The sequence below is a fragment of the Kosakonia sacchari SP1 genome, from assembly GCF_000300455.3.
GTDB classification, from domain to species: Bacteria; Pseudomonadota; Gammaproteobacteria; order Enterobacterales; family Enterobacteriaceae; genus Kosakonia; species Kosakonia sacchari.
Genome location: NZ_CP007215.2, coordinates 3,543,304 through 3,567,510, shown reverse-complemented (window position 1 = coordinate 3,567,510; position 24,207 = coordinate 3,543,304). Strand labels below are relative to the sequence as shown.

General features: G+C 54.4%; 19 protein-coding genes and 1 pseudogene. 12 read left to right on the top strand and 8 right to left on the bottom strand.

What is annotated here, in order from left to right; all coding sequences use genetic code 11:
* Positions 1-234: 234 nt before the first annotated feature.
* A complete protein-coding gene (yjbE, locus tag C813_RS39915; RefSeq protein WP_407656254.1) occupies positions 235-513 on the top strand; it encodes an exopolysaccharide production protein YjbE in 279 nt (92 codons plus the stop codon).
* 290 nt (positions 514-803) lie between these two features.
* Here yjbE and C813_RS39910 read toward each other — a convergent pair whose 3' ends face one another.
* The 3 genes from C813_RS39910 to C813_RS39900 all read right to left on the bottom strand — a co-directional run bounded on the left by C813_RS39910 (position 804) and on the right by C813_RS39900 (position 3,431).
* A complete protein-coding gene (locus tag C813_RS39910; RefSeq protein WP_017455782.1) occupies positions 804-1,655 on the bottom strand; it encodes a Vmh family MBL fold metallo-hydrolase in 852 nt (283 codons plus the stop codon).
* 12 nt (positions 1,656-1,667) lie between these two features.
* Positions 1,668-2,306, bottom strand: a complete 639-nt coding sequence (locus C813_RS39905) for a DsbA family protein (RefSeq protein WP_017455783.1) — start codon at positions 2,304-2,306, stop codon at positions 1,668-1,670.
* 144 nt (positions 2,307-2,450) lie between these two features.
* Entirely contained in the window at positions 2,451-3,431 is a 981-nt protein-coding gene (locus C813_RS39900) for a GlxA family transcriptional regulator (protein ID WP_025263699.1), read from the bottom strand.
* Positions 3,432-3,560: 129 nt separating this feature from the next.
* Here C813_RS39900 and C813_RS39895 point away from each other — a divergent pair, with 129 nt between their 5' ends.
* The 4 genes from C813_RS39895 (at position 3,561) to C813_RS39880 (ending at position 5,894) form a co-directional block, all read left to right on the top strand.
* Positions 3,561-4,334: an alpha/beta fold hydrolase gene (locus tag C813_RS39895; RefSeq protein WP_017455785.1), complete on the top strand. Its 774-nt coding sequence runs from the start codon at positions 3,561-3,563 to the stop codon at positions 4,332-4,334.
* Positions 4,335-4,361: 27 nt separating this feature from the next.
* On the top strand, positions 4,362-4,988 hold the full coding sequence (locus C813_RS39890) for an FMN-dependent NADH-azoreductase (RefSeq protein WP_017455786.1): 627 nt from the start codon (positions 4,362-4,364) through the stop codon (positions 4,986-4,988).
* 17 nt (positions 4,989-5,005) lie between these two features.
* Positions 5,006-5,314, top strand: a complete 309-nt coding sequence (locus C813_RS39885) for a YciI family protein (RefSeq protein WP_017455787.1) — start codon at positions 5,006-5,008, stop codon at positions 5,312-5,314.
* A gap of 232 nt (positions 5,315-5,546) precedes the next feature.
* Positions 5,547-5,894 carry a helix-turn-helix domain-containing protein gene (locus C813_RS39880; protein WP_017455788.1) on the top strand — a complete coding sequence of 116 codons (348 nt, stop codon included), beginning with the start codon at positions 5,547-5,549 and terminating at the stop codon, positions 5,892-5,894.
* 63 nt (positions 5,895-5,957) lie between these two features.
* Here the strand turns inward: C813_RS39880 and ompC are convergent, their stop codons facing one another.
* Entirely contained in the window at positions 5,958-7,085 is a 1,128-nt protein-coding gene (gene ompC / locus C813_RS39875) for a porin OmpC (protein WP_025263698.1), read from the bottom strand.
* Positions 7,086-7,767: 682 nt separating this feature from the next.
* Here ompC and C813_RS39870 point away from each other — a divergent pair.
* Complete coding sequence (locus C813_RS39870) at positions 7,768-8,658, top strand: LysR family transcriptional regulator (RefSeq protein ID WP_017455790.1); 891 nt, start codon at positions 7,768-7,770, stop codon at positions 8,656-8,658.
* Between the two features lie 10 nt (positions 8,659-8,668).
* Here C813_RS39870 and C813_RS39865 read toward each other — a convergent pair whose 3' ends face one another.
* The 3 genes from C813_RS39865 to C813_RS39855 form a co-directional block, all read right to left on the bottom strand.
* Positions 8,669-9,082, bottom strand: a complete 414-nt coding sequence (locus C813_RS39865; protein ID WP_025263697.1) for a winged helix-turn-helix domain-containing protein — start codon at positions 9,080-9,082, stop codon at positions 8,669-8,671.
* A 94-nt stretch (positions 9,083-9,176) separates the two neighbouring features.
* A complete protein-coding gene (locus C813_RS39860) occupies positions 9,177-10,412 on the bottom strand; it encodes an EAL and HDOD domain-containing protein (RefSeq protein WP_017455792.1) in 1,236 nt (411 codons plus the stop codon).
* A gap of 597 nt (positions 10,413-11,009) precedes the next feature.
* A complete protein-coding gene (locus C813_RS39855) occupies positions 11,010-11,774 on the bottom strand; it encodes an SDR family NAD(P)-dependent oxidoreductase (protein WP_017455793.1) in 765 nt (254 codons plus the stop codon).
* Between the two features lie 184 nt (positions 11,775-11,958).
* On the opposite strand from C813_RS39855, the gene C813_RS39850 reads away from it, so the two are divergent.
* From C813_RS39850 to C813_RS39840, 3 genes and pseudogenes are all read left to right on the top strand, one after another.
* On the top strand, positions 11,959-13,296 hold the full coding sequence (locus C813_RS39850; RefSeq protein WP_017455794.1) for an aspartate aminotransferase family protein: 1,338 nt from the start codon (positions 11,959-11,961) through the stop codon (positions 13,294-13,296).
* Between the two features lie 160 nt (positions 13,297-13,456).
* A complete protein-coding gene (locus tag C813_RS39845; RefSeq protein WP_025263696.1) occupies positions 13,457-14,170 on the top strand; it encodes a GNAT family N-acetyltransferase in 714 nt (237 codons plus the stop codon).
* A 281-nt stretch (positions 14,171-14,451) separates the two neighbouring features.
* Positions 14,452-15,843, top strand: a pseudogene (locus tag C813_RS39840) (methyl-accepting chemotaxis protein); the annotation flags it as partial.
* 446 nt (positions 15,844-16,289) lie between these two features.
* Here the strand turns inward: C813_RS39840 and C813_RS39835 are convergent.
* Positions 16,290-18,563, bottom strand: coding sequence for a TonB-dependent siderophore receptor (locus C813_RS39835; RefSeq protein WP_017455797.1), 2,274 nt, complete (start codon positions 18,561-18,563; stop codon positions 16,290-16,292).
* A gap of 253 nt (positions 18,564-18,816) precedes the next feature.
* Between C813_RS39835 and fes the strand changes: the two genes are divergently transcribed.
* Genes fes through entF form a run of 3 tightly spaced genes read left to right on the top strand, consistent with a single transcriptional unit; the run spans position 18,817 to position 24,158 of the window.
* Positions 18,817-20,028, top strand: coding sequence for an enterochelin esterase (gene fes, locus C813_RS39830; RefSeq protein ID WP_017455798.1), 1,212 nt, complete (start codon positions 18,817-18,819; stop codon positions 20,026-20,028).
* 28 nt (positions 20,029-20,056) lie between these two features.
* On the top strand, positions 20,057-20,260 hold the full coding sequence (locus C813_RS39825) for an MbtH family protein (protein WP_017455799.1): 204 nt from the start codon (positions 20,057-20,059) through the stop codon (positions 20,258-20,260).
* Positions 20,261-20,270: 10 nt separating this feature from the next.
* Positions 20,271-24,158 carry an enterobactin non-ribosomal peptide synthetase EntF gene (gene entF, locus C813_RS39820; protein WP_017455800.1) on the top strand — a complete coding sequence of 1,296 codons (3,888 nt, stop codon included), beginning with the start codon at positions 20,271-20,273 and terminating at the stop codon, positions 24,156-24,158.
* Positions 24,159-24,207 lie beyond the last annotated feature (49 nt).

Sequence of the window (24,207 nt, the reverse complement as noted above, 5' to 3'; positions counted from 1 at the left end):
ATTTGCAAGTTTGAAATTTTTCTCAATCCTTTGTTGTGCTCTTCTATGTCTTCTTTGATCTCTATCATACTGCTAAAAAATTGTTAACTGAGGATTATCTTATTTTTATTTTTAAGCGAAATGTGCATCCGCTGAGATAATTTGGTTTCGCTGAGGAATCTCCCATTTGTTTTCATATTGTCGAGGAATGTCCTATTTTGCGATCCGTTTTTGTGATGGCGATTTAAAGTGCAGATGATCCCAAATAAATATGAGGACAGGATTATGGTGCTTTTAAAATACATTATTATCGCTTTCGTATTTGTTATTTCTGAAGTTTGCTACGCAGCGCCCGCAGAAGAAGGAAAAGCCGCCGGGGAGAATGCAGCGGAATATGCGGTTGGCAGTTCAGCCGTCACCGGCGTGGCGGTTGTTACCGCTGTCGCCGGTTTGCTTTTATTATCAATGGGCGGAGGAAATGACGGAAGTAATACCTCAACCAATACCACCACGACGACTACGCCTGCCAATTAACGGTGACGCTTTTTAAAATTCGCCACACCAGGGTCTTTGAGGGTTTACAACGGAATGCTTAATCGCACCGGAAGGTGTGAGGGGACGCGTCATACCGACGCGAGCTGGCAGCAGATCGGTAGTGGAAGTTTCAGCGAGAGCGGTAGGAATTGAGCAGGGGGACGCAATGATCCCCCTTATCTTGTTCATGGCGCTGCGTTTAATTCAGCATACCGAGCCTGACGCGAATGGAACCATGACGCTGGTGATGGGTAAATTCTGAGGCATAAACAACGTGCTACGTGTGGCGATCACCACTTCATCTCGCCGGTATTCACTTTTGCGCTCAGTTCCAGTGAACCCGCTTCTGCCAGCTTCGGATAAGCAGCGGTCATTGCTTTAATAACGCCCGCAGAAGTTTTATTCGCTTTCAGTGCCTGCTCGAAGGTATCGAGGTAATGAAGGGTAAACGTAATGGCCTGGTCACCAGCGGGGCGCGCGCCCAGATAATGACCGGGGATCACCTGCTGCGGCTTCAGGTGTTGCATTTCACTCAGCACTTCACGCCACTGCGCACGTGCCGCCGGGGTTTGCGTGTCGGCGCTCCAGACGTGAATGCCGCTGGAAATCGCCGTACCGCCGAGAATGGCTCTATTCGCCGGGATCCAGACATAAGCCGCATAGCTTTGTGGATGGCGCAGCTCCAGCGTTTCACCATCGATAGTAAAGTGTGTCGCCGTGATCGCTGTTGGTACGGTTAACGTGTGCGGCGCGCCGTCCTTCATCTGCGGTCCCCAGTACGCCAGCTTGGCCTCTTTTGTCGCTTCAATATGTTTCACCACCTCAGGTGAGGCAACCACCTTGACCTGCGGCCAGGCTTTAACGATCGGTTCAAGGCCAAAATAGAAATCCGGATCGCCGGAGGTGATCACCACTTGCTTGAGCGTTTTGCCGCTGGCTTTGATCATCTCCACCAGTTTTTCGCCATCTTTGACGCTGAATTGCGCATCAAACAAAATCGCTTCCGTAGGGCCGGAAACCAGTGTGGATGAGACGGCGAAAATCGCCTTTTCCTGCGGGTTGTAAACCTGCAATTCTAACGGTGCGGCAACAGAAGAGGCGCTGGCGAGCATCAGCAATACGCCGGGTATTTTATGGTTCATGGTGGAATTCCTTTAACGATATGTTCTTACGAGCGCTATAAATGCATCCGGGTTGCCGTAATACTGGCCGACCGGAAGCAGCGTGTAACGGCCATCTTCCTGCACCAACACGGCGCTGGGAAAACCCGCCCCGGCGGCTTGTGCCATCACCATGCGGCCATATTGAATAGCGGCGCGGGCTTCGCTTTCCGCCACCTGGCCGTTGACAACAGGCTGGCCGGTGGCGTGCTGAATCACCGCGTTGACCACCTCATCGCGGGTGATATCACGGCCATCACGATACCAGGCTGTCTGAATGGCGTTCAGAAAGCGCAGCGCGTCAGCCGGTTCGCCAAATTGCTGTAAGGCTAATAAGCCGCGAGTGGCAGGCAGTGAATCGAGCAGCAATCCATCGCGGGCAAGTAGATCTTCTTTATAAGCACGGCCAAACGGCATACCGGTTAATTTCGCGATTTGATCATCATGTTCATGCACATGAGCGAGCCAGTCGGCGTCCAGCCGGCGGCGCTGCGTGTCGATAAACAGGCCACCGGGTAAAATATGTTGTCGTTCAGTGAAGTGTTCAGCCGTGCGATTAATCAATGGCAGTGCGCCATAACTCCAGCCGCAGAGCGGATCGATTATCCAGTACAGACCAGCCTGAAATGCCATGGTTATTCTCTCTTGTTGTGCAGGTGCCGCCCATTGTAGGCGCATTAGCGCTGAAGAGAATTCCCGTAACCGGACATGCAGCGTTTCGTAAAACGATCAGATAACCACGCCATGACGACAGAAAAATACCGTAATGGCGTGGCGTTAATGCCCGTGCCTGGTGTTTCGTGCGGCGGCCCAGAGCTTGTACTGCGCTGGCGTCATGTTGATGAGTTGGTTAAAGGCTTTGCGAAACGCCGTATCTTCCGTATAGCCACACGCGGCGGCGACGTGCCTGATATTGGCTGAGGGGTTTTCAAGCAGCAGACAGGCCGATTCAATGCGCACGCGCGTAATAAAATGTTTGGGGCTTTCGCGGGTTAAATCGGCCAGTTTTCGGTGCAAGGTGCGCGGGCTGAGGTTCAACGCGCTGGCGAGTTCTTCGACGGTGATGGCCGGGTTTTCATAGCGGATAAGCTGTTCGGCGCGCAGTAACAGCGGATCAATGGTGTTTAAAAAACCACGCGGTGCATAGATTTGCTGGGAGAGTGGCTGGCTGTCGGCAACGGTCATATCCGCTGCCATTCTTGCCACCTCGTCCCCGGCATGCTGGCGAATAATGTGTAGCGCCAAATCCACCCACGACAGCGGTCCACCGGTGGTTATCACGTTGCGCTCTTCGATTAATGCTTTTCCCCACACCATTTTGGCGCGCGGATAGCGGGCGCGAAACGTGGGATACAGCCACCACGTGGTGGCGCACTCTCTGCCATCCAGCAATCCGGCATCACCCAGCAGATACCCCCCGGCACAGGCGCCGCCAATTTTTGCGCCGCGCTGATGCTGTTGACGAAGCCATGTGACGGCTTCCGGGCAGGTCGTTGCAGGCAGTTTATTGCCTCCGAGCGCCATGCCACAGGCTAGAATCACATCGGGCGCGCTGATGCTGGCAAATGCACCATCCACCGCAATCGTCCGACCTTGCGCGTCCGCGACCGGTTTCCCGTCAGGGCTGACAACGGCGATCCTGAATCGGCTGGCCTCGTTGCTGGTGGGAAGAAGCTGGTTGGTTATCCAGAACATATCCGCAAGCCCGGTAATTGCAGACATCATGCTGCCTGCGGTGGCGACTATCGCTATCTGCATTGTGGTTCTCCGCGTGATGTCTGATTTTGCCTGTTTAATGTCAAGTTCGCCATCTTACCACGTCAGGTTGCTCTGATTACACTCTCTGCATTGTGTTTATCACTTCATCAATACGTGGCGGGAGAGAACATGCGCAACGCTTTTCGCAAAGGAAAACGGTTTATCACGGGGGCCTCATGTGCGGCCATGTTGAGCGTGATGTCGGCGCAGGCTGTCGCACAGCCGATTAAAAATATTGTGCTGGTTCACGGTGCGTTTGCGGACGGTTCCAGTTGGGCCGCCGTGACCGAGCGTTTACAAAACATGGGCTACCACGTTTCGGCGGTGCAAAACCCGCTGACCTCGCTGGATGATGATGTTGCCGCCACCGAACGTGTGCTGGCGCGCCAGCATTGCGATGTGCTGCTGGTTGGTCATTCATGGGGCGGGGCCGTTATCAGCCAGGCCGGTAACAACAGCCATGTGCGGGGGCTGGTCTACCTTTCAGCGCTGGCACCGGCAACGGGGGAATCCGTGACGGATTTACTGGCACGGCTTAACGCGCCAATGAGTGGGTTAACGCCGGATGCGCAAGGGCTGGTGTGGTTAGATGATGCCAGCCAGTTTCAACAGGTGATGGCGAACGATATCTCAACCCGCAATGTCCAGGCGCTGGCTGCGGTTTCACAACCGATCGCGCTCACGGCATTTCAGGGAAAAATCACCCATGCCGCCTGGGAAAATAAACCGAGTTGGTATTTGCTGACCGAAAATGATCATGCTTTGTTACCTGTCGTTCAGGAGAAAATAGCCAGACAGATCCACGCCACTGTATATAGCGTTAACAGTTCACATTTATCTATGGTTTCGCAACCCGATGCCGTAGCGAAATTTATCGATACTGCCGCTAAGTCCTTTAAATAACTATTGTGTTTATTGTCGGAGAGCATCATGAAGATTCTGCATATTGATTCCAGTATTTCGGGTGACTATTCCGTCACGCGTGCACTTTCCGCTGATGTTATGCGGGAAATAAAAGCCCATTATCCGCAAGCAGAAATAACCTATCGCGATGTGGTTCGCGACGAAATAAGCCATTTAACTGCAGATATCGCCGCCGGATTCCGCCTTGTTGCCGGTAGCCAAACGGCACGTGACAGGCACCCGGAGCACCAGATTTCACAGCAACTGGTCGATGAGTTCCTGTCCCATGACCTGATTGTTATCGCGGCACCCATGTATAACTTCTCTGTTTCCAGCCAGTTAAAAGCCTGGCTGGACAGGCTTGCGCAACCGGGAAAAACCTTTCAGTACACCGCCACCGGGCCGGTCGGGCTGGCGGAGGAAAAACAGATATTGATTATTTCGGCGCGCGGTGGCTTTTATTTACAGCCACCTTTTGATGGCATGGATTTTCAGGAAAAATATCTGCGTGCGTTTTTTGGTTTCCTGGGTATTGACGCTCTTCATATTATCCGCGCGGAAGGTACCTCGAAAGGGGATGACATTAAGCATCAGCAAATTACCGCCGCGCGATCGGCTATCAGTAATATTATTGCCGCACTACCATTAAATTAATCTGCGGGGAATGAATTATGTTATATGCGATTACGCTTAATTACGGTAGTGAACCCGATATTCTTGGCGCATATGTTGATGCGCATAAACTGTGGCTTGGGGAGATGATCAAAAAAGGTCATGTTATTTTCGCCGGGCCTCTGCGAAACAAACCGGGTGGATTTATCCTGGCGACGGCCAGCGACAGCCATATCCTGCAAAACGAAATAGAGCGCGATCCGTTTGTGAGATTTGGCCTGGTTAGCGTCGATATTGCGGTTATCGAGCCTGCTATTTGCTCCACGCATTTCCTGCGTGAATGGGCAGGAGAGGCAAAAGCGCTATAGTCTGGATGAACGTCGGTGCAAGGGAGGCGACGCTCAGCCGCCCCCTTTTGCATTGCAGGTCTTCATGAGGGATACGCGCAGGCATCTTTCCCCGCGACGAGAGATCCACACTCTGCATGCCATTTGGCGTTGCAGAACGGACATTTCTGACAAAATTATTATTTTCGCGTCATGTTTGCGTAAGTATCACTCCGCTAAGGTGAATGCTCCTGTTCTCAAGGAGGTTTCAACCATGGGTATGCAACACGCGGTAATTCTTGAGATCCAGCAATGGATTGACGATAACCTTGAAAGGCCGCTGCGGATCGAGGATGTCGCCACGCGGGCGGGGTATTCGAAATGGCATCTTCAGCGTCTGTTCCAGCAAGTAATCCAGATACCACTCGGGATCTATATCCGCGAGAAGAAGCTGGAAAGCGCCGCGCATGAACTGCTGGCGACTGAGCAGTCGATTATGGCTATCTCCACCAAATACGGTTATGACTCGCAGCAGACCTTTACACGCACCTTTACGCGCAAATACCAGATGCCGCCTGGCGTCTGGCGACGTCAGCATCAGAGCCTGGGAAAGTGGGCGTGATGAAAGGAAAACGAGCGGAAAATGAAGGTGAAAAAAAGGCGGCCTGTGCCGCCTTTTGCTGGTTTAGAACTGGTAAACCATACCCACAGCGACCACGTCATCAGTGTTGATGCCAGCGGCGGTGGTGAATTTATCTTCATCAATCAGGTTGATTTTATAATCAACAAACATGTTGAAGTTCTTGTTGAAGTAGTACGTGACACCGAGATCGACATATTTTTCGATGTCCTGATCGCCGTATTTATCGCCCGCGCTGTTGCTGCCAATATTCTTACCTTTAAGCGCGTTATACGCCACGAATGGCTGCAAGCCAAAGTCGAACTGGTAACTGGCGTACGCTTCAAAAATCTGCGATTCGTTGGCGTAGCCGTAGGCGGTCGTCGTATCGGAAGCACTGCCAAAACGCGAAGCGTTATAAGCCTGAGTAAACATCGCCGCCAGATAGATATTATTGGCGTCATATTTAATCGCGCCAGAATAGGCTTCGGCGCGATCGCCATCACCGAGAATATTGGTAGCGGTATTTTGTTCTTCGGTACGTTTGGCACTGGTCATGGCACCGACAACGCTTACGCCCGCGCCGATGTTATATTCCACGGATAAGCCATAACCGTCGCCGTTTTGACGTAATACATTTCGACCGGCACCTGATTCGCCGCCGCCATCATTTTTACCCTGGTATTGCAGGGAGAAATTCAGGCCGTCAACCAGACCGAAGAAATCCGTATTACGGTAGGTCAGCATGCCGCTGCCACGGCTAAACATAAATTGATCAGAACCGTATGTCATACCATCGAATTCTGGCTGCATATCGGTATAACCGAGGGAGTCATATAAAACACCTTTATTGCGACCGTAATCCACAGAACCGTAATTGGCGAATTTTAAACCAGCGAAGCCATAACGCGTGCGTGGTGTATTGGTATCACCTTCCGATTTATTGGCGTCAATATGCATCTGCCACTGGCCGTAGCCGGTCAGTTGATCATTAATTTGTGTTTCACCGCGAAAGCCAAGACGCATATAAGTCTGGTCGCCATCCCAGCCGCTGTTATCAGAAAAATAATGTTCTGCTGATACCAAACCATATAAGTCTAACTTATTACCGTCTTTATTATATATTTCTGCCGCCTGTACTGACGAGCACAGTACCGCAGCAGAGACGAAAAGACTCAGTTGAGAGATTTTCATATAAATAAACCCTTGATGTTTGCCACTGTGTTTTTTAATAACAACAAGAATACATTGCCACTTATGAGAGTGGCTCATGGATTATTCCGGTTGTAAGATATTGTTTATCACCTGAGTTCTTCTGGTGTAAATATTTAAATTTGTTTTAGCACATATTGACAAATATCGGCTGGAAATTTTTTTGGTGCTATTTTTAATCGCACAGATCGCTAATATCAACCCGCGTTTTATCGGTTACCGTTAAGACGCTTTATTAACCTCATTGCATTTTTTGTGTCTACTGTTACTTTTTTCTCTATCCGGGGGGTAATTCCCCCGGCTTTTATTGGCAAAATGTGCGATTAAATATGCAGGTTGATTAAGGCGTTGTTTTAAACAAGCGAGAGTGGCAGGTGTTTAATTATTAAATATCTGCCGCTGCTGCATGGTTAATTTTAATGGTGTATCAGCGCGTTTATGCCTGGCGAATAATAAAATGTATTGATTAAGTAATATGGCTCATTGCGGTTATGAGTATGGTTCATCAAAAAGAGAGGCGCTGGCGCTTATTAACATAAGCAGAGGTGACCTGCTTCACGATCAGAGCCCTTTTATTGCGGGATTAGTGAATTATAGACATATATTAAAACTCAGCCGAAGTGTAGCATAAACGCTATTTTCATGGTCTGGTCACGGGGCGGAAATGCTGAAAGATAATTTTAACGATCTGTTCTATTTAATTGTGGTGGCCCGCGAACGCAGCTTTACTCGCGCGGCAGCAAAATTAGGCGTCTCGCAATCGGCACTCAGCCATGCTATTCGCGGGCTGGAAGAGCGCCTGCAAATTCGTCTGCTTACCCGTACTACGCGCAGCGTCGCCCCCACCGATGCAGGCGAGGCATTAATAAATAGTATTGGCCCGCGCTTTAAAGAGATTGAGGAAGAACTGATTGCCTTAACCGATATGCGCGATCGCGTCGCCGGCAATATTCGTATCACGCTTGGCGAGCACGCATTGCATTCGACGGTGTGGCCAGCCATTAAGCCTTTTTTAGACGCTTACCCTGACGTGAAAGTGGAATTAACCATCGATAACACCCTGACGGATATTGTCAGTGAGCGTTACGATGCCGGCATTCGCCTTGGTGAACAGGTTGCCAGAGATATGGTCGCGGTGCGTATCGGTCCGGACTGGCGCATGGTGGTGGTGGGTGCGCCAGGATATTTTTCCCGTCATGGTAAACCGCAAACACCGCATGATTTACAGCAGCACAACTGTATTAATATGCGCCTGCCGACGCTCGGCGGGCTGTATGCCTGGGAGTTTTCCAAAGACGGTCAGCCAATGCGTGTGCGCGTGGAAGGGCAATTAACCTTTAATAATCTGGCTTCCAGAATCGAAGCGGCAACAAGCGGTATGGGGCTGGCGCTGGTACCGGAAGATTGCGTGACGCAGGCTGTTAGCGAAGGCAAACTTGAAACGGTGCTCGACGACTGGTGTGAACCGTTCCCCGGCTATTACCTCTATTATCCCAGCCGCAAACAGCACACTGCCGCGTTTAGCTTATTGATTGACGCGCTGCGTTACGCTTAATTGTCTGGCTTTACAGAATGGGATAATCAACCGCGAGGTGTTGCTGAAAAAACGTTTCCCGGCAATAAAGCGTCAGCACCTTTTCCGGCGGAATAAGATACCCTTTCCCGGCTACGCGCAGAATAAAATCATCGGGCAAACCGAATACCGCCAGTTTACGTTTCAGGTTGTTCATCACTTGCCACAGCCGCTGGCTTGAACAACTCAATCCGTTATTTTCCCATACCTGAATCTGCAGCGTTTTGTCGGCCACAATATTCCCCACGGCGTGTGCCAGCAGATAGGTCAGCAGGTTGTTCATGGTGTTACGTAAATAGGTGCAGTTGCCGCGGATCGCGCAGGTTGTCAGACTTTGCTTATAAGGCACGAATTCCACTTGATATTCGTTACCGAGGCGATATCCATATACCGTTAACTTTTCCATGATGCGCGTCCAGTGATCAGCCGAGTGAACCGAAGCAGCGGTGTACATACACCCTACTGATTAAATCGGCTGTCTGGTGCGAAAACTGAAATGATCAGCTGACATTTGACGGGATAGCGTTGGTCCATTTGGTGGCGGCTTTAATCAATTCCGCCACCATGCTGCGGTTAAAACCCAGCCGATGGCCGAGCGCGCTGACCTCTTCCCAGTTGTGATTTTCGTACAGTTCAATCAGTTGCAGATAAGGGTAGAGCGGCCCTTTTTGCTCTTTTAGCGCCATCATTACACTGGCGGAGATATCAATCTGGCTTAATAAATCGGCCATCGGCATTTCAAAAATGCTGTCGAGCTGAGAAAACAGACCGACGATAAACGCGTCATCGGCGGAGTGACGGCTGATGGAGTGCGCCGAGGCCAGCTCGCAAAATTTGGCGCGGATCAGGCTCTGGTAGTAAATGTCATCAGTCTTTACTTTGTTGACCGAGGTCAGGCAGGAAACCAGCACAAAGCGGCGTAACTCGTTGGTGCCAAGGTAAAAAATGACGTCCTTTAACGACTGGCTGCGGAAGTTTTTAATCCCGCGCGCGTTGAACACAATATTTTGTGCATAGCGCATGATCTTAAACGACAGCGCCAGATCCTGTTTCAGCAGAGCTTCGATTCGGCCAAAATCCGGTGAGTCGGCATTCACCTCTTTCATCAGTTTTAAGGTGATTTCCTGATTCTGAAACAGTTTATTGGCTGAGTGGATCACCGGCTTGCTGAAAAAATGCCCCTGAAACAGCGTGCAGCCCATATTGCGAAAACACTCGTACTCTTCCTGGGTTTCCACCTTTTCGGCAAGAAATATCGTGTCATTCAGCAAATGGGTCTTGTCATTGATATAGCCGCTTATCTCGTCGGGCGTATTTTCCCGCACGTCGAATTTGATGATGCTGATATAAGGTAAAAACGCGTTCCAGGTGTCGCCTAACGCGAAGTCATCCAGTGCGATGCGAAAACCTTGCGCAGAGAGTTTTTTTACCGTGTTGAGCAACTGAGGCGTGGGTTTGGCGGTTTCGAGGATTTCCACAATCACGCGGTCTTTCGGCAATGTTTCCGCCATCCCCTGCACCAGCAGTTCATAGGGGAAGTTAACAAAGATCGCGCTGTACTCTTTCAGGCGGCCCAGCGGCGCGCCGAGAAACTGTTCGACAATAATTTGGGCAGTGGCGTACTCCGGCGTAACGTCGGGAAACCGGTTCGTCATACTGTCTCTGAACAACAACTCGTAACCGACTGTGTTCATATTTGCATCAAAAATCGCCTGCCGGGCGACAAAAGAGAACATGCGATACTCCACTTACAGATGCCTGCAAATCTTAAAATAGTCGGTAAAACGCAAATCTGAACCGGTCAATCCGCGCCATTTTTACGCAGGGTAAAATGGAAGCCTGGACGAAAACAGGAAAGACGCAAGTCGGACTTAAGGAAGGCAGTATCTTTTGTAAACGTCTGAAGGATTTAAGTCAAATTCCGAATGGCGCAATCATAACGCATTGCCTCTTTTATCGACAATGGCGGCGAAAAAATCATCAATTTTGCGCTCGCATCGCGATACGCGTCACGCTTCGTCTGTTTTTTTCGGCACGCAAATTGTCATCCCTTGCTGACAAGTGACCGCCGTCACGCGGGGTTGCGCGAAGATCCGGCAAATTATGACCAGCATCAAAAAACAGAAAATTGCAACGAAAGGGCTATTGTTAAGAACATTCCGATGGACTATTGTGGTCTCACCCCATAAAGAGCTAACGCCACCTAAAAGAGTGAGTGCCGGAGATAAGCGCCGGGCGGGGTAAAACGATTAAACACCCAGGAAAAAAGAATAAAAGCAGGCCCCGGCATTTATGCCGGGGCGTTTTATTTTGTGGCTCAGTACAACTCAGGTTTAATCCCGGTCGATGGCAAACGGCTGCCAGGCCTGGCGCACCGGCATCACTTCTACACGGTTGATATTCATATGATCCGGCAGGGTGGCGATGTAGAACATCTGCCCGGCAATATCCTGCGCGCTGAGCGGCGTCGTGCCGCGATACAAATTATCAGATGCCGCCTTGTCACCTTTGGTGCGTACCAGGGTAAATTCCGTTTCGGCAATTCCCGGCGCAAGATCGGTTACCCGCACGCCCGTTCCCAGTAAATCGCAGCGCAGGTTGTAGCTAAATTGCTTCACAAAAGCTTTGGTCGCGCCATACACATGGCTGCCGGGGTAGGGCCACTGCCCGGCGATAGAGCCAATATTGATAATCGATGCCCCCGCACCATGCGCAATCAGCGTTGGCAGCAGCGCGTGTGTCACATTTACCAGCCCGGTGACATTGGTGTCGATCATCGTTTGCCAGTCCTGCAACTCCACTTTCTGGGCGGGCTGCGGGGCGAGTGCCAGCCCGGCATTATTGATAAGCGTTGTGATATCGGCGAATTCCGCAGGCAGTTCGGCCACCGCTTTTTTTACTGCGGCGTTATCGCGGACATCCAGTTCAATAATGTGTACCGGTACCTTGCCATGCAGCCGTTCTTTTAGATTTTCCAGACGCGTAAGCCGACGCCCGCTCAATACCAGCGCCCATCCGGCATCGGCAAAAACCTGTGCCGCCGCTTCGCCAAATCCGGATGTCGCGCCGGTAATGAACACCACGTTTTTCGCTGCCATTGTTCTCTTCTCCTGTGCAGGGTTATTGCGCCACTATAAAAACCCTTCCGCCTGCCAGACAGTGCCAGTTACGCCACTGACATGTGACACGGGTGTCACATCCTGCGAAGGCGACTGGCTCTACCCGCCTATTTATGGCGCGCAGCATGATGCAGACAACAACAACGGCATGAGAGGATCTGGCATGAAACTGGCACTTCACAACGAGATGGCGATAACGAACGACGACGTGCGTCAACTGGACCGGTCATATGTGTTTCATTCATGGTCGATGCAGGGCAACCTCAACCCGATGGTGATTGCCGGGGCGCAAGGCTGCGAGCTGTGGGATTACGATGGTAACCGCTACCTCGATTTCAGCAGCCAGTTAGTGAACGTTAATATTGGTTATCAACACCCGCGCGTGCTGGCGGCGATGAAAGCGCAGCTGGAAACGCTGGTCACCATTGCGCCGGCCACCGCCAACCTGGCGCGTGGCGAAGCGGCAAAACGCATTGTGGAACTCGCGCCGGAAGGCTTCAGTAAAGTCTTTTTCACCAACGCCGGGGCTGATGCCAACGAAAACGCCATCCGTATGGCACGGCTGTACACCGGGCGCGACAAAATTTTCTCTGCTTATCGCTCTTATCACGGCAACACCGGCAGCGCCATTGCGGCAACCGGCGACTGGCGGCGTGTGCCAAATGAATATTCGCGCGGGCATGTTCACTTCTTTAACCCGTACCTGTATCGCAGCGAATTTAATGCCAGCAGCGAAGCCGAAGAGTGCGAGCGCGCGCTGGCGCACCTGCGCCGCATGATTGAGTGTGAAGGGCCGTCGTCGATTGCGGCGATCCTGCTGGAGTCCATTCCTGGCACAGCCGGTATTCTGGTGCCGCCCGCCGGGTATATGCAAGGCGTGCGCGCGCTGGCAGATGAGTTCGGCATTGTGCTGATCCTCGATGAAGTGATGGCTGGTTTTGGCCGTACCGGTAGCTGGTTCGCTTTCGAACAAGATGGCATCGTGCCGGATCTGGTCACCTTCGCCAAAGGGGTGAATGCAGGTTATGTGCCGGCGGGCGGCGTGCTGATTTCCGCGCCTATCGCTCACTATTTTGACGATCACTTCTTCGCCGGTGGGCTGACGTACTCCGGGCATCCGCTGGCGATGGCGGCGATTGTCGCCACGCTTGATGCGATGAAAGAGGAGAACGTGGTGCAGAATGCGGCAGAAGTCGGCAACGGCGTTCTGCGCCCTGCGCTGGAGGCACTGGCAGCAAAACATCCACTGATTGGCGAAGTGCGTGGCCGCGGCATGTTCCAGGCGCTGGAACTGGTGAGCAACCGCAAAACCAAAACGCCTTTAGCCGCGACAGAGATGGCAGCGATTAAGACGGCGCTCACCGGAGCCGGACTGTTAACTTTTGTTGTCGAAAACCGCATTCATGTGGTGCCGCCTTGCATTATGAGCGCGAAAGAAGTCCAGCAAGGAATGGCCATTTTTGACCAGGTTTTGGCTCAATTTGGCCATTTTGGTCAGTAAGTGTAAAGGCATCAGACTATTCTGATGCCAAATCTGGTCAGTCCTCTGATTTCAAAGACATTTTTCTCTACTTCCCCACTAATTTTAGGCACTATATTCCGGGCTTAACTGCTGATAAAACACTCTTTTTCTGTTTAACTTTTTTATCTGGGGGAAAAAAGTGCCGGAATTGAATCATTATGGTCAAACCGTCGGTGACATGTTGCCGCACTGGCACGGCGTCCAGCCGTTGCCGCGCAGTGTGCTGCACGGACAATATTGTCGGCTGGAACCGCTTGACGCCAGAGTACACACGCACGATCTTCTGCACGCTTACTCTCAAGCGGAAAACGAGGCCGACTGGACATGGCTGGCAAGTGAACGCCCACAAACGCTGGACAACATGGCGCAGTGGGTAGTGGGTAAAATGGTCGACACCACCGTCGCGCCTTTCGCCGTGGTGGAGTGTGCCAGCGGTGAGGCGCTCGGCGTTGTCGCCTGGCTTGCCATCAACGCACAGAATGGTTCGGTAGAAATCGGCCACGTCACCTGGTCACCGCGTATGAAAAACAGCGTGCTGGGAACGGAAGCTATCTGGTTAATGCTGCGCCACGCGTTTGCCTGTAACTACCGCCGCGTGGAGTGGAAATGTGATGTGCTCAACGTCGCTTCCCGCCGTGCCGCCGAACGTCTCGGCTTTAGCTGGGAAGGGCGTTTCCGCCAGCACATGGTGCGCAAAGGACGCAACCGCGATACTGACTATTTATCGATGCTGGATATCGAATGGCCGCAGCGAGACGCGGCGATTTCCGCCTGGCTGGCGGCCAGTAATTTTGACGGGCAGGGCAGGCAAAAACAAAAACTCAGCGCCTTCTTTGCTCCCTTATCACCTTAATAAACAGGGCATCGGTATCCGCCGATGCCCTCGCTTATCCCTTCCGCGCGCCATGCAACACGACATCGTTTACCGATGTAAACGCCTGCCAAATTATCACTTTACGTCCGTTTAAAAAGTTAAGTCACGGTAAACTACGTGTTATCACCATTTCAATAAAAAGGTTATTGCCTTACTTCTTTTTATTCTTAATTAACCCGGAGACTTAGCCGATGGGGTTTATGACAGCGAGAAGAACGCTGCTTTAAAACGTTATTTCACAACTATTTACCGGGGTTTTTATGCACTTTATTCGAAATTTAAAAATCAAGGTCGCGATGCTGGCGATCCTGGTCATTTTCACTTTGCTCTGGGGCGGTGTCTCGTTTTATTCGTTACACGCGTTGAGCGCCTTAACCGATGAAGTGGAACTCACCAACGTTCAGCAAATTAACGGCGACATCATCAACAATGCCAGCGATCGCTACTACCAGGTCAAACTGCTGATGGATCGCGCGCTGGTTTTCCAGGCCAATAATGATGCGCAAAACTACCAACAAATGATCGATCGTATCGGCAAAGATATCGATTTTCTGCAAAACGGTCTGAATCAGTTCAAAGTGACCGACCATGCGAATATCAGCACCGAGGCCATCGATAATATCTATAACAGCTCCTTGAACCTGTTTAACCAGGCGATTACGCCGATGTTCGCCGCCATTAAAGCCAACAACGTTGAAAGCTATAACCAACTGTCGAAGGCGCAATTCAGCCCGCTGCGCAGCGGTTTTTCGCAGGCGATCGTGGCGTATAACCAGCAAATTCATGACCTGAAATCTGCCGCTAACGCGCGTATTGCCAGCTGGGTTTCCCTGACGCGCACCATCATCATTGTTGCCATGATTATTGGCCTGGCGATGTTGGTGATGTCCGAGCGTTACCTGGCGCTGTGCCTGGCGCGCTCGCTGGAGTGGGTAAAACAGCACTTGCAGGTGCTGTCGGTGGGCAAGCTGGATAAGCCGACAAAAGATCTGGGCAACAACGAAGTGGGGCAACTGATCCCCTACCTTGAAACCATGCAGAACAACTGGGTGCAAACCGTCACGCAGATCCGTAACAGCGCCGGGGAAATTTACCAGGGGGCGAGCGAAATCGCGTCCGGTAACACCGATCTCTCTTCGCGCACGGAAGAGCAGGCCGCCGCGCTGACGCAAACCGCCGCCAGCATGGAAGAGCTGAGCGCGGTGGTCAAACAGAACGCTGACAACGCCAGCGAAGCCAGTACGCTTGCAAAAACGGCGTCAGCCGCGGTGAATAAAGGCGAAGAGCGTGTGCAGGCGGTCATTGCCAGCATGAAAAACATCACCAGCAGTTCGCAGAAAATCACCGACATCATTAACGTCATTGATAGCATCGCCTTCCAGACCAACATCCTGGCCCTCAACGCCGCCGTCGAAGCAGCGCGAGCCGGTGAACAGGGCCGTGGTTTCGCGGTGGTCGCCAGCGAAGTGCGTAACCTCGCGCAGCGCAGCGCCGGTGCAGCAAAAGAGATCAAAACGCTGATCGATGAGTCGGTCACGAACGTCAACAACGGTTTTGACCAGGTGACGCTGACCAGCGAATCGATGGATAACATTCTGCGTTCGGTCACCAGCGTGACGGATATCATGGGCGAGATCGCATCGGCGTCTATCGAGCAGAGCAAAGGGATTGGTCAGGTCGGCACGGCGATTTCGCAAATGGACAGCGTCACGCAGCAAAACGCCGCGCTGGTGGAAGAGTCCTCTGCTACCTCCGGTTCGCTGGAGCAGCAGGCCTATCAGTTAACCGAGATTGTATCGGTGTTTAAACTGCCGGGTGATGCAGAGCAGGGTGCTACTGGCAAACCGTCAGCCGCTGTGCCAAAAGCGGGGAAAGCCTTGCGTCGACCTGCTTTGGCAGGCGGCAGCAAAGCGCCAGAACATGACTGGGAAGCATTCTGATAACCCCTGCCCGGACGCATTGTCCCGGCAATAGATAAATCCGGCACGCGAACCGTACAGGTGGCGTGCCGTCTTCATTCAGCCCTCTCTTGATAAGGCAAGCGCCCTCTCCCCGTGGGAAGTGGGGTAGCTTCCGTTGGGGGGAGGGCGCTTGTTGCTTAGAAGCGGGTGTTTACGCCCATATACCAGGTGCGGCCCGACTCGTTATACGTTGCAGCACCTGCACCGTACATCCAGTTTGCGCCGCCGCCAGTGGTTTGCGCGTTACCTTCGCGCCAGTGACGTTTGTCAAACACGTTACTGACCCCGCCCGTCAGGCTGACGTTTTTGGTCACGTCCCAGGTGCCGCTCAGGCCAACGATGCTGTACGGGCTCACTTCGTTGGTGGCGGAACCAGTCACGCGGTTACCTTTGTAGTCATATTTCTTCGGCTGCTGTTTACCGTACCAGGTAAAGGTCGATTGCAGCGAAACATCCTGGGTAACCTGCCAGCTCAGCGTGGAGTTCCAGGTGTATTCAGGAATGATCGACAGCCGTTCGCCGGTGGTTTTGTTTTTGCTTTGCAGCATATAGGTGACATTGTTGGTCCAGTTTACCGTCTCGCTTACCGGCACATTCAACGCACCTTCTAACCCTTCCACTACCGCTTTCGGCACGTTATCCCACTGGTAGATATAGGTGTTCAAGTTTGAATTGCCGCTCTTGATGGAGGTCTGTCCAACCGGCGCGTAGCCAGACTCAATCTTGTTGCGGTAGTCGTTACGGAACCAGGTGACACCCGCCAGCCAGCCGTCACGTTTGAACTCCAGACCAATCTCTTTGTTGATGCTGTTTTCCGCTTTCAGATCGTCGTTACCTTGCAGATAGCAGCCGATGTCTCTGCCATTGGCATCCACGGTGACCGCGTAGCAACCTTGGCCACGGCTGTAGAGAATGTAGTTCGGATTGGTCTGGTACAGGCTCGGTGCTTTGTAAGCGCGGGCGATACCCATTTTCAGGGTGAAGTCGTCGCCAAGGCCCTGAGATAAGTTCAGCGACGGGCTCCAGTTATTGCCGACGATGGTGTGGTGGTCGAAGCGTAACGCCGGGGTCAGCATGGTGCTGTCAGTCAGCTCAATGTTGTCTTCGGCAAACACCGAGAAGATATCCGCATCGGAATAGGGGCTACGGCCGGTGCTGCTGTAACCCGGGATATTGCCGCCCATAAAGGTCTGGGTATTCGAGGTGGAATCTTTCATGCTCTGGTGATCCCACTCGGCACCGATGGTCAGATTCTGCTTGAACAGCAGTTCAAACGGTACGCTTGCTTCGCTGTGCAGCAGCAGATCGCCGTAGTCGATATCAGAGAATTTTTGCGCGTTGAACAGACCTTCCGTACCGCCCGCCAGTCCTTCCGGGATACGTGAGTTACGGGTGTGTTCATAACGTATCCAGTTGTTGGTGGTCACGCCGTTATCCCAGCCGCCGGTCCAGGTCGCCGAGTAGTTCTGGCGATAAAGACGGTTGGTCTCTTTGCCGTAGTTATCATTGACGTAGTTATTGGTGCTGCTGTCGTTGTTGGTGTTCTGCGTATCACCCGCGTAGAGGTTGCCCTGGCGGCTGTAACCGGCCTGCAACTCCAGCGCCTGCATCGGGGCAAAATCCCAGCGCACGACGCCAGTAATGTCTTTGTTGATCGAACCTTCACGCCCGGCAACGACGGTGTTGGCGTAAGTTCCGGTACGTTCGGACTGGTGATCTTTGTTGATGTCCTGCGCATCGGCCTGGGTTTTGGCGAGGTTGCCATACAGGCGGAAGCTAACATCGTCGCCGAGCGGGCCGCTCAGGCTGAAGTTGGTGCGTTTGGTTGAACCTTCATCTTTGTGTTCCGGCGCGTTGAAATAGGTATTCCACGAGCCGTGCCATTCGCCAGTATTCTCTTTTTTGGTGATGATATTCACCACGCCGCCTGCCGCGCCGTTACCGTAGCGCGCCGCCGCCGGGCCGCGAATCACTTCAATACGCTCGATCATTTCCGGCGGCACCCAGTTGGTGTCACCCCGGCTGTCGCGCTCACCGCGCCAGCCAAGGCGCACGGAGTTACGGCTGGTGACCGGTTTACCATCCACCAGAATCAGGGTGTTTTCCGGACCCATGCCGCGAATGTCGATCTGGCGGTTGTTCCCGCGCTGACCGCTGGTGGCGTTACCGGTTAAGTTCACGCCCGGCATGGTACGGATAATTTCGGAGACATCACGGGAAGGCGGGTTCTTACGAATTTCGTCGGCCGTGATGGTGGAAACGCCCGGTGCCTGCAAGTTTTGCTGCTCAGCCGTGACGACAATCGTCTCTTCGCCAGAGGCGGCGCTGGTTTCTGCCGCCAACGCTGGCACAGCAACGCCGTAGATCCCCAGATTGACCAGAACGGCCAGGGATTTGATTTTGTTATTCATTGTTGTTCCTGCTTTTCGTCGCCGCATCCCCGGCTAGTCCTTTCCCAGGGGAGAGGAGGCGGCATAATGAAGCCAGCTCGTAGCGAGGCGCTCAGTCCTGAGAAAATTCGCCCACGGCGGCCGTTTTAAGTGAAAGACGCGCTTCCCATAGCGCGCCAATACGCTATTGCAAATGAAAATAGTTATCAATAATATTATCGATATTTTTTGATCTGCAAGCAAAAATTTCCACAGCATATTTGAGGTTAAAGCCGTGACGTCAACAACGGGAAGTGATGCCTGGTGGGAGTCAAAACAGGGGCCCGAATGGGTCAAAAACGCGCAGGGAAATTATGAGGTCACGTTCTGGTGGCGCGATCGTGCCGGGACAGAAGCCACCTCGCGCGTGCGCCGGGTGTGGATCTACGTTACCGGGGTGACCGATCACCATCAAAAATCGACGCCACAATCGCTGACGCGCATTGCCGGAACCGATGTCTGGTGCTGGAAAACCACGCTTGCCGCTAGCTGGCGCGGCAGCTACTGCTTTATTCCTTCGCAAAACAGCGACGATTTTTCCGCCGACGTTTTCACGATTACGCCGCCGGATCGCACCGCGCTGCGCGAAGGCTGGCGCAAATTACTGGCGCGTGCGATTGCCGATCCGCTCAATGCGCAAAGCTGGCGTGGCGGGCGCGGTCATCCCGTTTCGGCGCTGGAAATGCCCGATGCGCCGTTGCAGCCGGGCTGGCGCGAAATCGAAACGCCGTTCAACGAACCGCAGTGCCTGCAATGGCGCAGCGCGCGCCTGAACAACACGCGCCGCGTCTGGGTTTATAGCACCGGCAATAGTGATAGCGCTGAACACCCGCTGGCGATCCTGCTCGACGGGCAGTTTTGGGCGCAAAGCATGCCGGTATGGCCTGCGCTGGCAGCCTTAACCACCGCCGGGCAACTGCCGGAGGCGGTGTATGTGCTGATCGATGTGATTGATAACGCCCACCGCAGCCGGGAGTTGCCGTGCAATGCCGATTTCTGGCTGGCGGTACAAGCCGAGTTATTGCCGCAGGTTCGTGGCATCGCGCCATTCAGCGACAACGCGGAGCACACCGTGGTGGCCGGGCAGAGTTTTGGCGGCCTGTCGTCACTGTATGCCGCGCTGCACTGGCCGCAGCGGTTTGGTTGCGTGTTGAGCCAGTCCGGATCGTTCTGGTGGCCGCATCGCGGCGGCGAGCGTGACGGCATCATTATCGAACAACTTAAAAACGGTGAGTTGAACCCGCAGGGCCTGCGCATTGTGCTGGAGGCGGGCGTTCGCGAACCGCTTATTTTTCGCGCCAACGAGGCGCTTCTTCCCCTGTTACAACGCACACAGCAGTCGGTTTTCTGGCGTCAGGTTGATGGCGGACACGATGCGCTTTGCTGGCGCGGCGGGTTGACCTCCGGGCTTATCACCCTCTGGCAGCCGCTTACCCGCGCTTGTTAATCGCACCTTTTCACGACAGGAGTTTGCTATGGAATTCACCAACCCTTTCGATAACCCGCAAGGGCAATTTTATATTCTGCAAAATACCCGGCGGCAGTTCAGCCTGTGGCCTGCGCAGTGCGCGCTTCCCGCAGGCTGGAATGTTGTCTGCGAGCCACAACCGCAGGATGAGTGCGACGCCTGGCTGGCGGCAAACTGGCAAACATTAACCCCGGCGCACCATGTGCAATGAGGAGCGGAAAATGACCCAACGTTTACCGCTGGTCGCCGCACAGCCGGGGATCTGGATGGCGGAAAAACTCTCAACCCTGCCCAACGCCTGGAGCGTGGCGCACTATGTTGAATTAAAAGGTGATATCGACGCCGCGCTGCTGGCACAGGCGATTGTTAGCGGTTTGTCGCAGGCCGACACGCTGCGCATGCGTTTTGAGGAAGAGAACGGCGAAGTGTGGCAGTGGGTCGATGAGGCACATGTCTTTGCCCTGCCGGAGATTGTTGATTTGCGTGACAACGGCGAACCACATGCCGCCGCATTACAGATAATGCAGGATGACCTGGCGCAAAACCTGCGTGTGGAGAGCGGCAATCCGCTGGTTTGCCATCAACTGTTGCGCGTGGGCGCGCAGCACTGGTACTGGTATCAGCGTTATCACCATTTACTGGTTGATGGCTTCAGTTTCCCGGCGATTACCCGCCAGATTGCCGCCATTTACAGCACATGGCGGCGCGGTGAACCCACACCGACATCACCCTTTACACCGTTTGCCGGGGTGGTGGAAGAGTACCAGCGCTACCGCGAAAGTGACGCCTGGCAACGTGACCGCGCTTTTTGGGCACAGCAGCGCAGCGTGTTGCCCTCGCCGGTTTCGCTTTCCGATACGCCATTGCCGGGGCGTGCGGCAACAACCGATATTTTACGTCTCAACGTGGCGATGGATACCGGGGCATTTCGCCGCGTAACTCAGGCTTTTAGCCACAATTCACCTGCCGATCTGGCGCTGGCGCTGACCGCACTGTGGCTGGGGCGGCTGTGCGGGCGCACCGACTATACCGCCGGATTTATCTTTATGCGCCGTATGGGTTCGGCGGCGTTAACTGCCACCGGGCCGGTGCTGAACGTGTTGCCGCTGGGTATTCATCTGGATGGCACACAAACGCTCTCCGGGCTGGCGACGGTGCTTGCAGGCAGCCTGAAAGCGATGCGTCGTCACCAGCGTTATGACGCCGAACAAATTGCGCGCGACGCCGGGCGTGCGGCGGGCGACGAACCGCTGTTCGGCCCGGTGTTTAACGTCAAAATGTTTGATTACCTGCTGGATGTTGACGGCATTAAAGGCACTACGCACACGCTGGCGACCGGACCGGTCAACGATCTGGAAATCGCCCTGTTCCCGCACGAAGAGGGCGGGCTGTCGCTGGAAGTGCTGGCGAACCGCAGCCGTTATGATGAATCCACATTAAAAACACACATCGGGCGCCTGGCGCATCTGCTCAGACAATTTGCCGAAAACCCGCAGTTGCGCTGCGGCGATGCTGAGCTGCTCTTATCGCCAGAAGCGCAGCGGCTGGCAGACATTAACGAAACCGGCAAGGAGCTGCCGACCACCACGTTAAGCGCGCTGGTTGCTGCGCAGGCGGCGAAAACGCCGGATGCGCCCGCGCTGGCGGATGCGCAGTGGCAATTTAGCTACCGCGAAATGCGCGAGCAGGTGGTGGCGCTGGCGCACCAGCTCTGCCTGCTTGGCGTACAGCCCGGCGACAGCGTGGCGGTGGCGCTGCCGCGCTCGGTATTCCTGACGCTGGCGCTGCACGGCATTGTCGAAGCGGGTGCCGCCTGGCTACCGCTGGATACCGGTTACCCGGATGAGCGGCTGAAAATGATGCTCGAAGATGCCAAACCGCGTCTGCTGATCACCGCGCAGAATCAACTGGCGCGCTTTAGCGATATTCCCACGCTTCGCCATTTCTGCTACGAAGCTCCGCTGGCAACCCACGGCAGCGACGCGCTCAATCTGGCGCGTCCGGAGCATACCGCGTACATCATTTTCACCTCTGGCTCCACCGGGCGACCAAAAGGGGTGATGGTCGGGCAGACTGCCATCGTCAACCGGCTGCTCTGGATGCAGGACCACTATCCGCTTACCACACAGGATGTGGTGGCGCAGAAAACGCCGTGCAGTTTTGACGTGTCGGTGTGGGAGTTCTGGTGGCCGTTTATCGCCGGGGCAAAGCTGGTAATGGTGGAACCGGACGCGCATCGCGATCCGCACGCGTTGCAGGACTTCTTTACCCATTACGGCGTGACGACCACGCACTTTGTGCCGTCGATGTTGGCCGCATTTGTCGCTTCACTCACGCCGGAAAGCGCGCAGCGCAGTTGCCGCACGCTAAAACAGGTGTTCTGCAGTGGCGAAGCGCTGCCTGCCGATCTCTGTCGCGAATGGCAGCACCTGACCAGCGCGCCGCTGCATAATTTATACGGCCCGACGGAAGCGGCTGTCGACGTAAGCTGGTATCCGGCGTATGGCGAGGCGCTGGCAGGTGTGCGCGGTAATAGCGTGCCAATTGGTTTTCCGGTATGGAACACGGGCTTACGCATTCTGGACGCGATGATGCGCCCTGTGCCGCCGGGCGTGGCGGGCGATCTCTACCTCACCGGCATTCAACTGGCGCAGGGCTATCTTGGCCGCCCGGATCTCACCGCCAGCCGCTTTATCGCCGATCCGTTTGTCGCAGGCGAACGCATGTACCGCACCGGTGATGTCGCGCGCTGGCTGGAAAACGGCGCGGTTGAATACCTCGGGCGCAGCGACGACCAGTTGAAAATTCGCGGTCAGCGCATTGAGTTAGGTGAAATCGACCGCGCCCTGCAGGCGCTGCCGGATGTGGTTCAGGCGGTGGCGCATGCCTGCGTCTTTAACCAGGCCGCCGCCGGTGGTGGCGATGCGCGTCAGTTAGTCGGTTATGTGGTTTCTGCCTCCGGGCAGCCGCTGGATGCGACGGCGCTGCTGGGGCAATTGCGTGAGCAACTGCCGCCGCATATGGTGCCGGTATTGCTGGTGCAACTGGACGTGCTGCCGCTGAGCGCCAACGGTAAGCTCGACAGAAAAGCGTTGCCGCTGCCGGAACTGGCGGTGCAGCCGGGCGGTCGTCCGCTCAACGCGGGTATGGAAACGCTGGTGGCGCAGGCATTTGCCGGTTTGCTCGGGTGTGAAGTGAACGACGCGCAGGCGGATTTCTTCGCGCTCGGCGGACATTCGTTGCTGGCGATGCGCCTGGCGGCGCAACTGAGCCGCGAGTGCCAACGCCAGGTGACGCCGGGGCAAATCATGGTCGCTTCCACGGTAGAAAAACTCGCCGCCTCGCTGGAAGAATCCCTTTCGGCGGAACAGGCCGGGCGGCTTGGGATGGAAACGCTGCTGCCACTGCGCGAAAGCACCGGGCCAACGCTGTTTTGCTTCCATCCGGCGTCCGGTTTTGCCTGGCAGTTTAGCGTTCTCGCCCGTCACCTTGCGCCGCGCTGGTCGATCATCGGTATTCAGTCACCACGACCGGATGGACCGTTGCAACAGGCTGCCACGTTAGATGAGGCTTGTGAACAACACCTGGCGACGCTGCTGGCGCAGCAGCCGCACGGGCCATATTACCTGTTGGGCTATTCGCTCGGTGGTACGCTGGCGCAGGGCATCGCCGCGCGTCTGCGGAAACGAGGTGAAGAGGTGGCGTTTCTTGGCCTGCTTGATACCTGGCCGCCGGAAACGCAAAACTGGGCAGAGAAAGAGGCAAACGGGCTGGATGCGGAAGTGCTGGCGGAGATCGAACGCGAGCGGCAGGCGTTTCTCGCCGCGCAGCAGGGGCAAGCCTCCGGCGAGCTGTTCTCGGTTATCGAGGGCAACTATGCCGATGCGGTTCGCTTGCTGACCACCGCCCACAGCCTGCCGTTTGACGGCAAAGCCACGCTGTTTGTTGCCGATCGCACGTTACCCGCAGGCACCGATCCGCACACCGCCTGGGCACCGTGGGTTCGCGAGCTGGAGGTTTACCGTCAGGATTGCGCCCACGTGGAGATTATCTCGCCGCAGGCGTTTGCGCGCATTGGGCCGGTGTTGAGGGAAGTGTTGGGAGAGTAGGGAAAGACCCGGCGCGTCTGCGTTTATAAGGGGCCGACAGGTCCCTTTA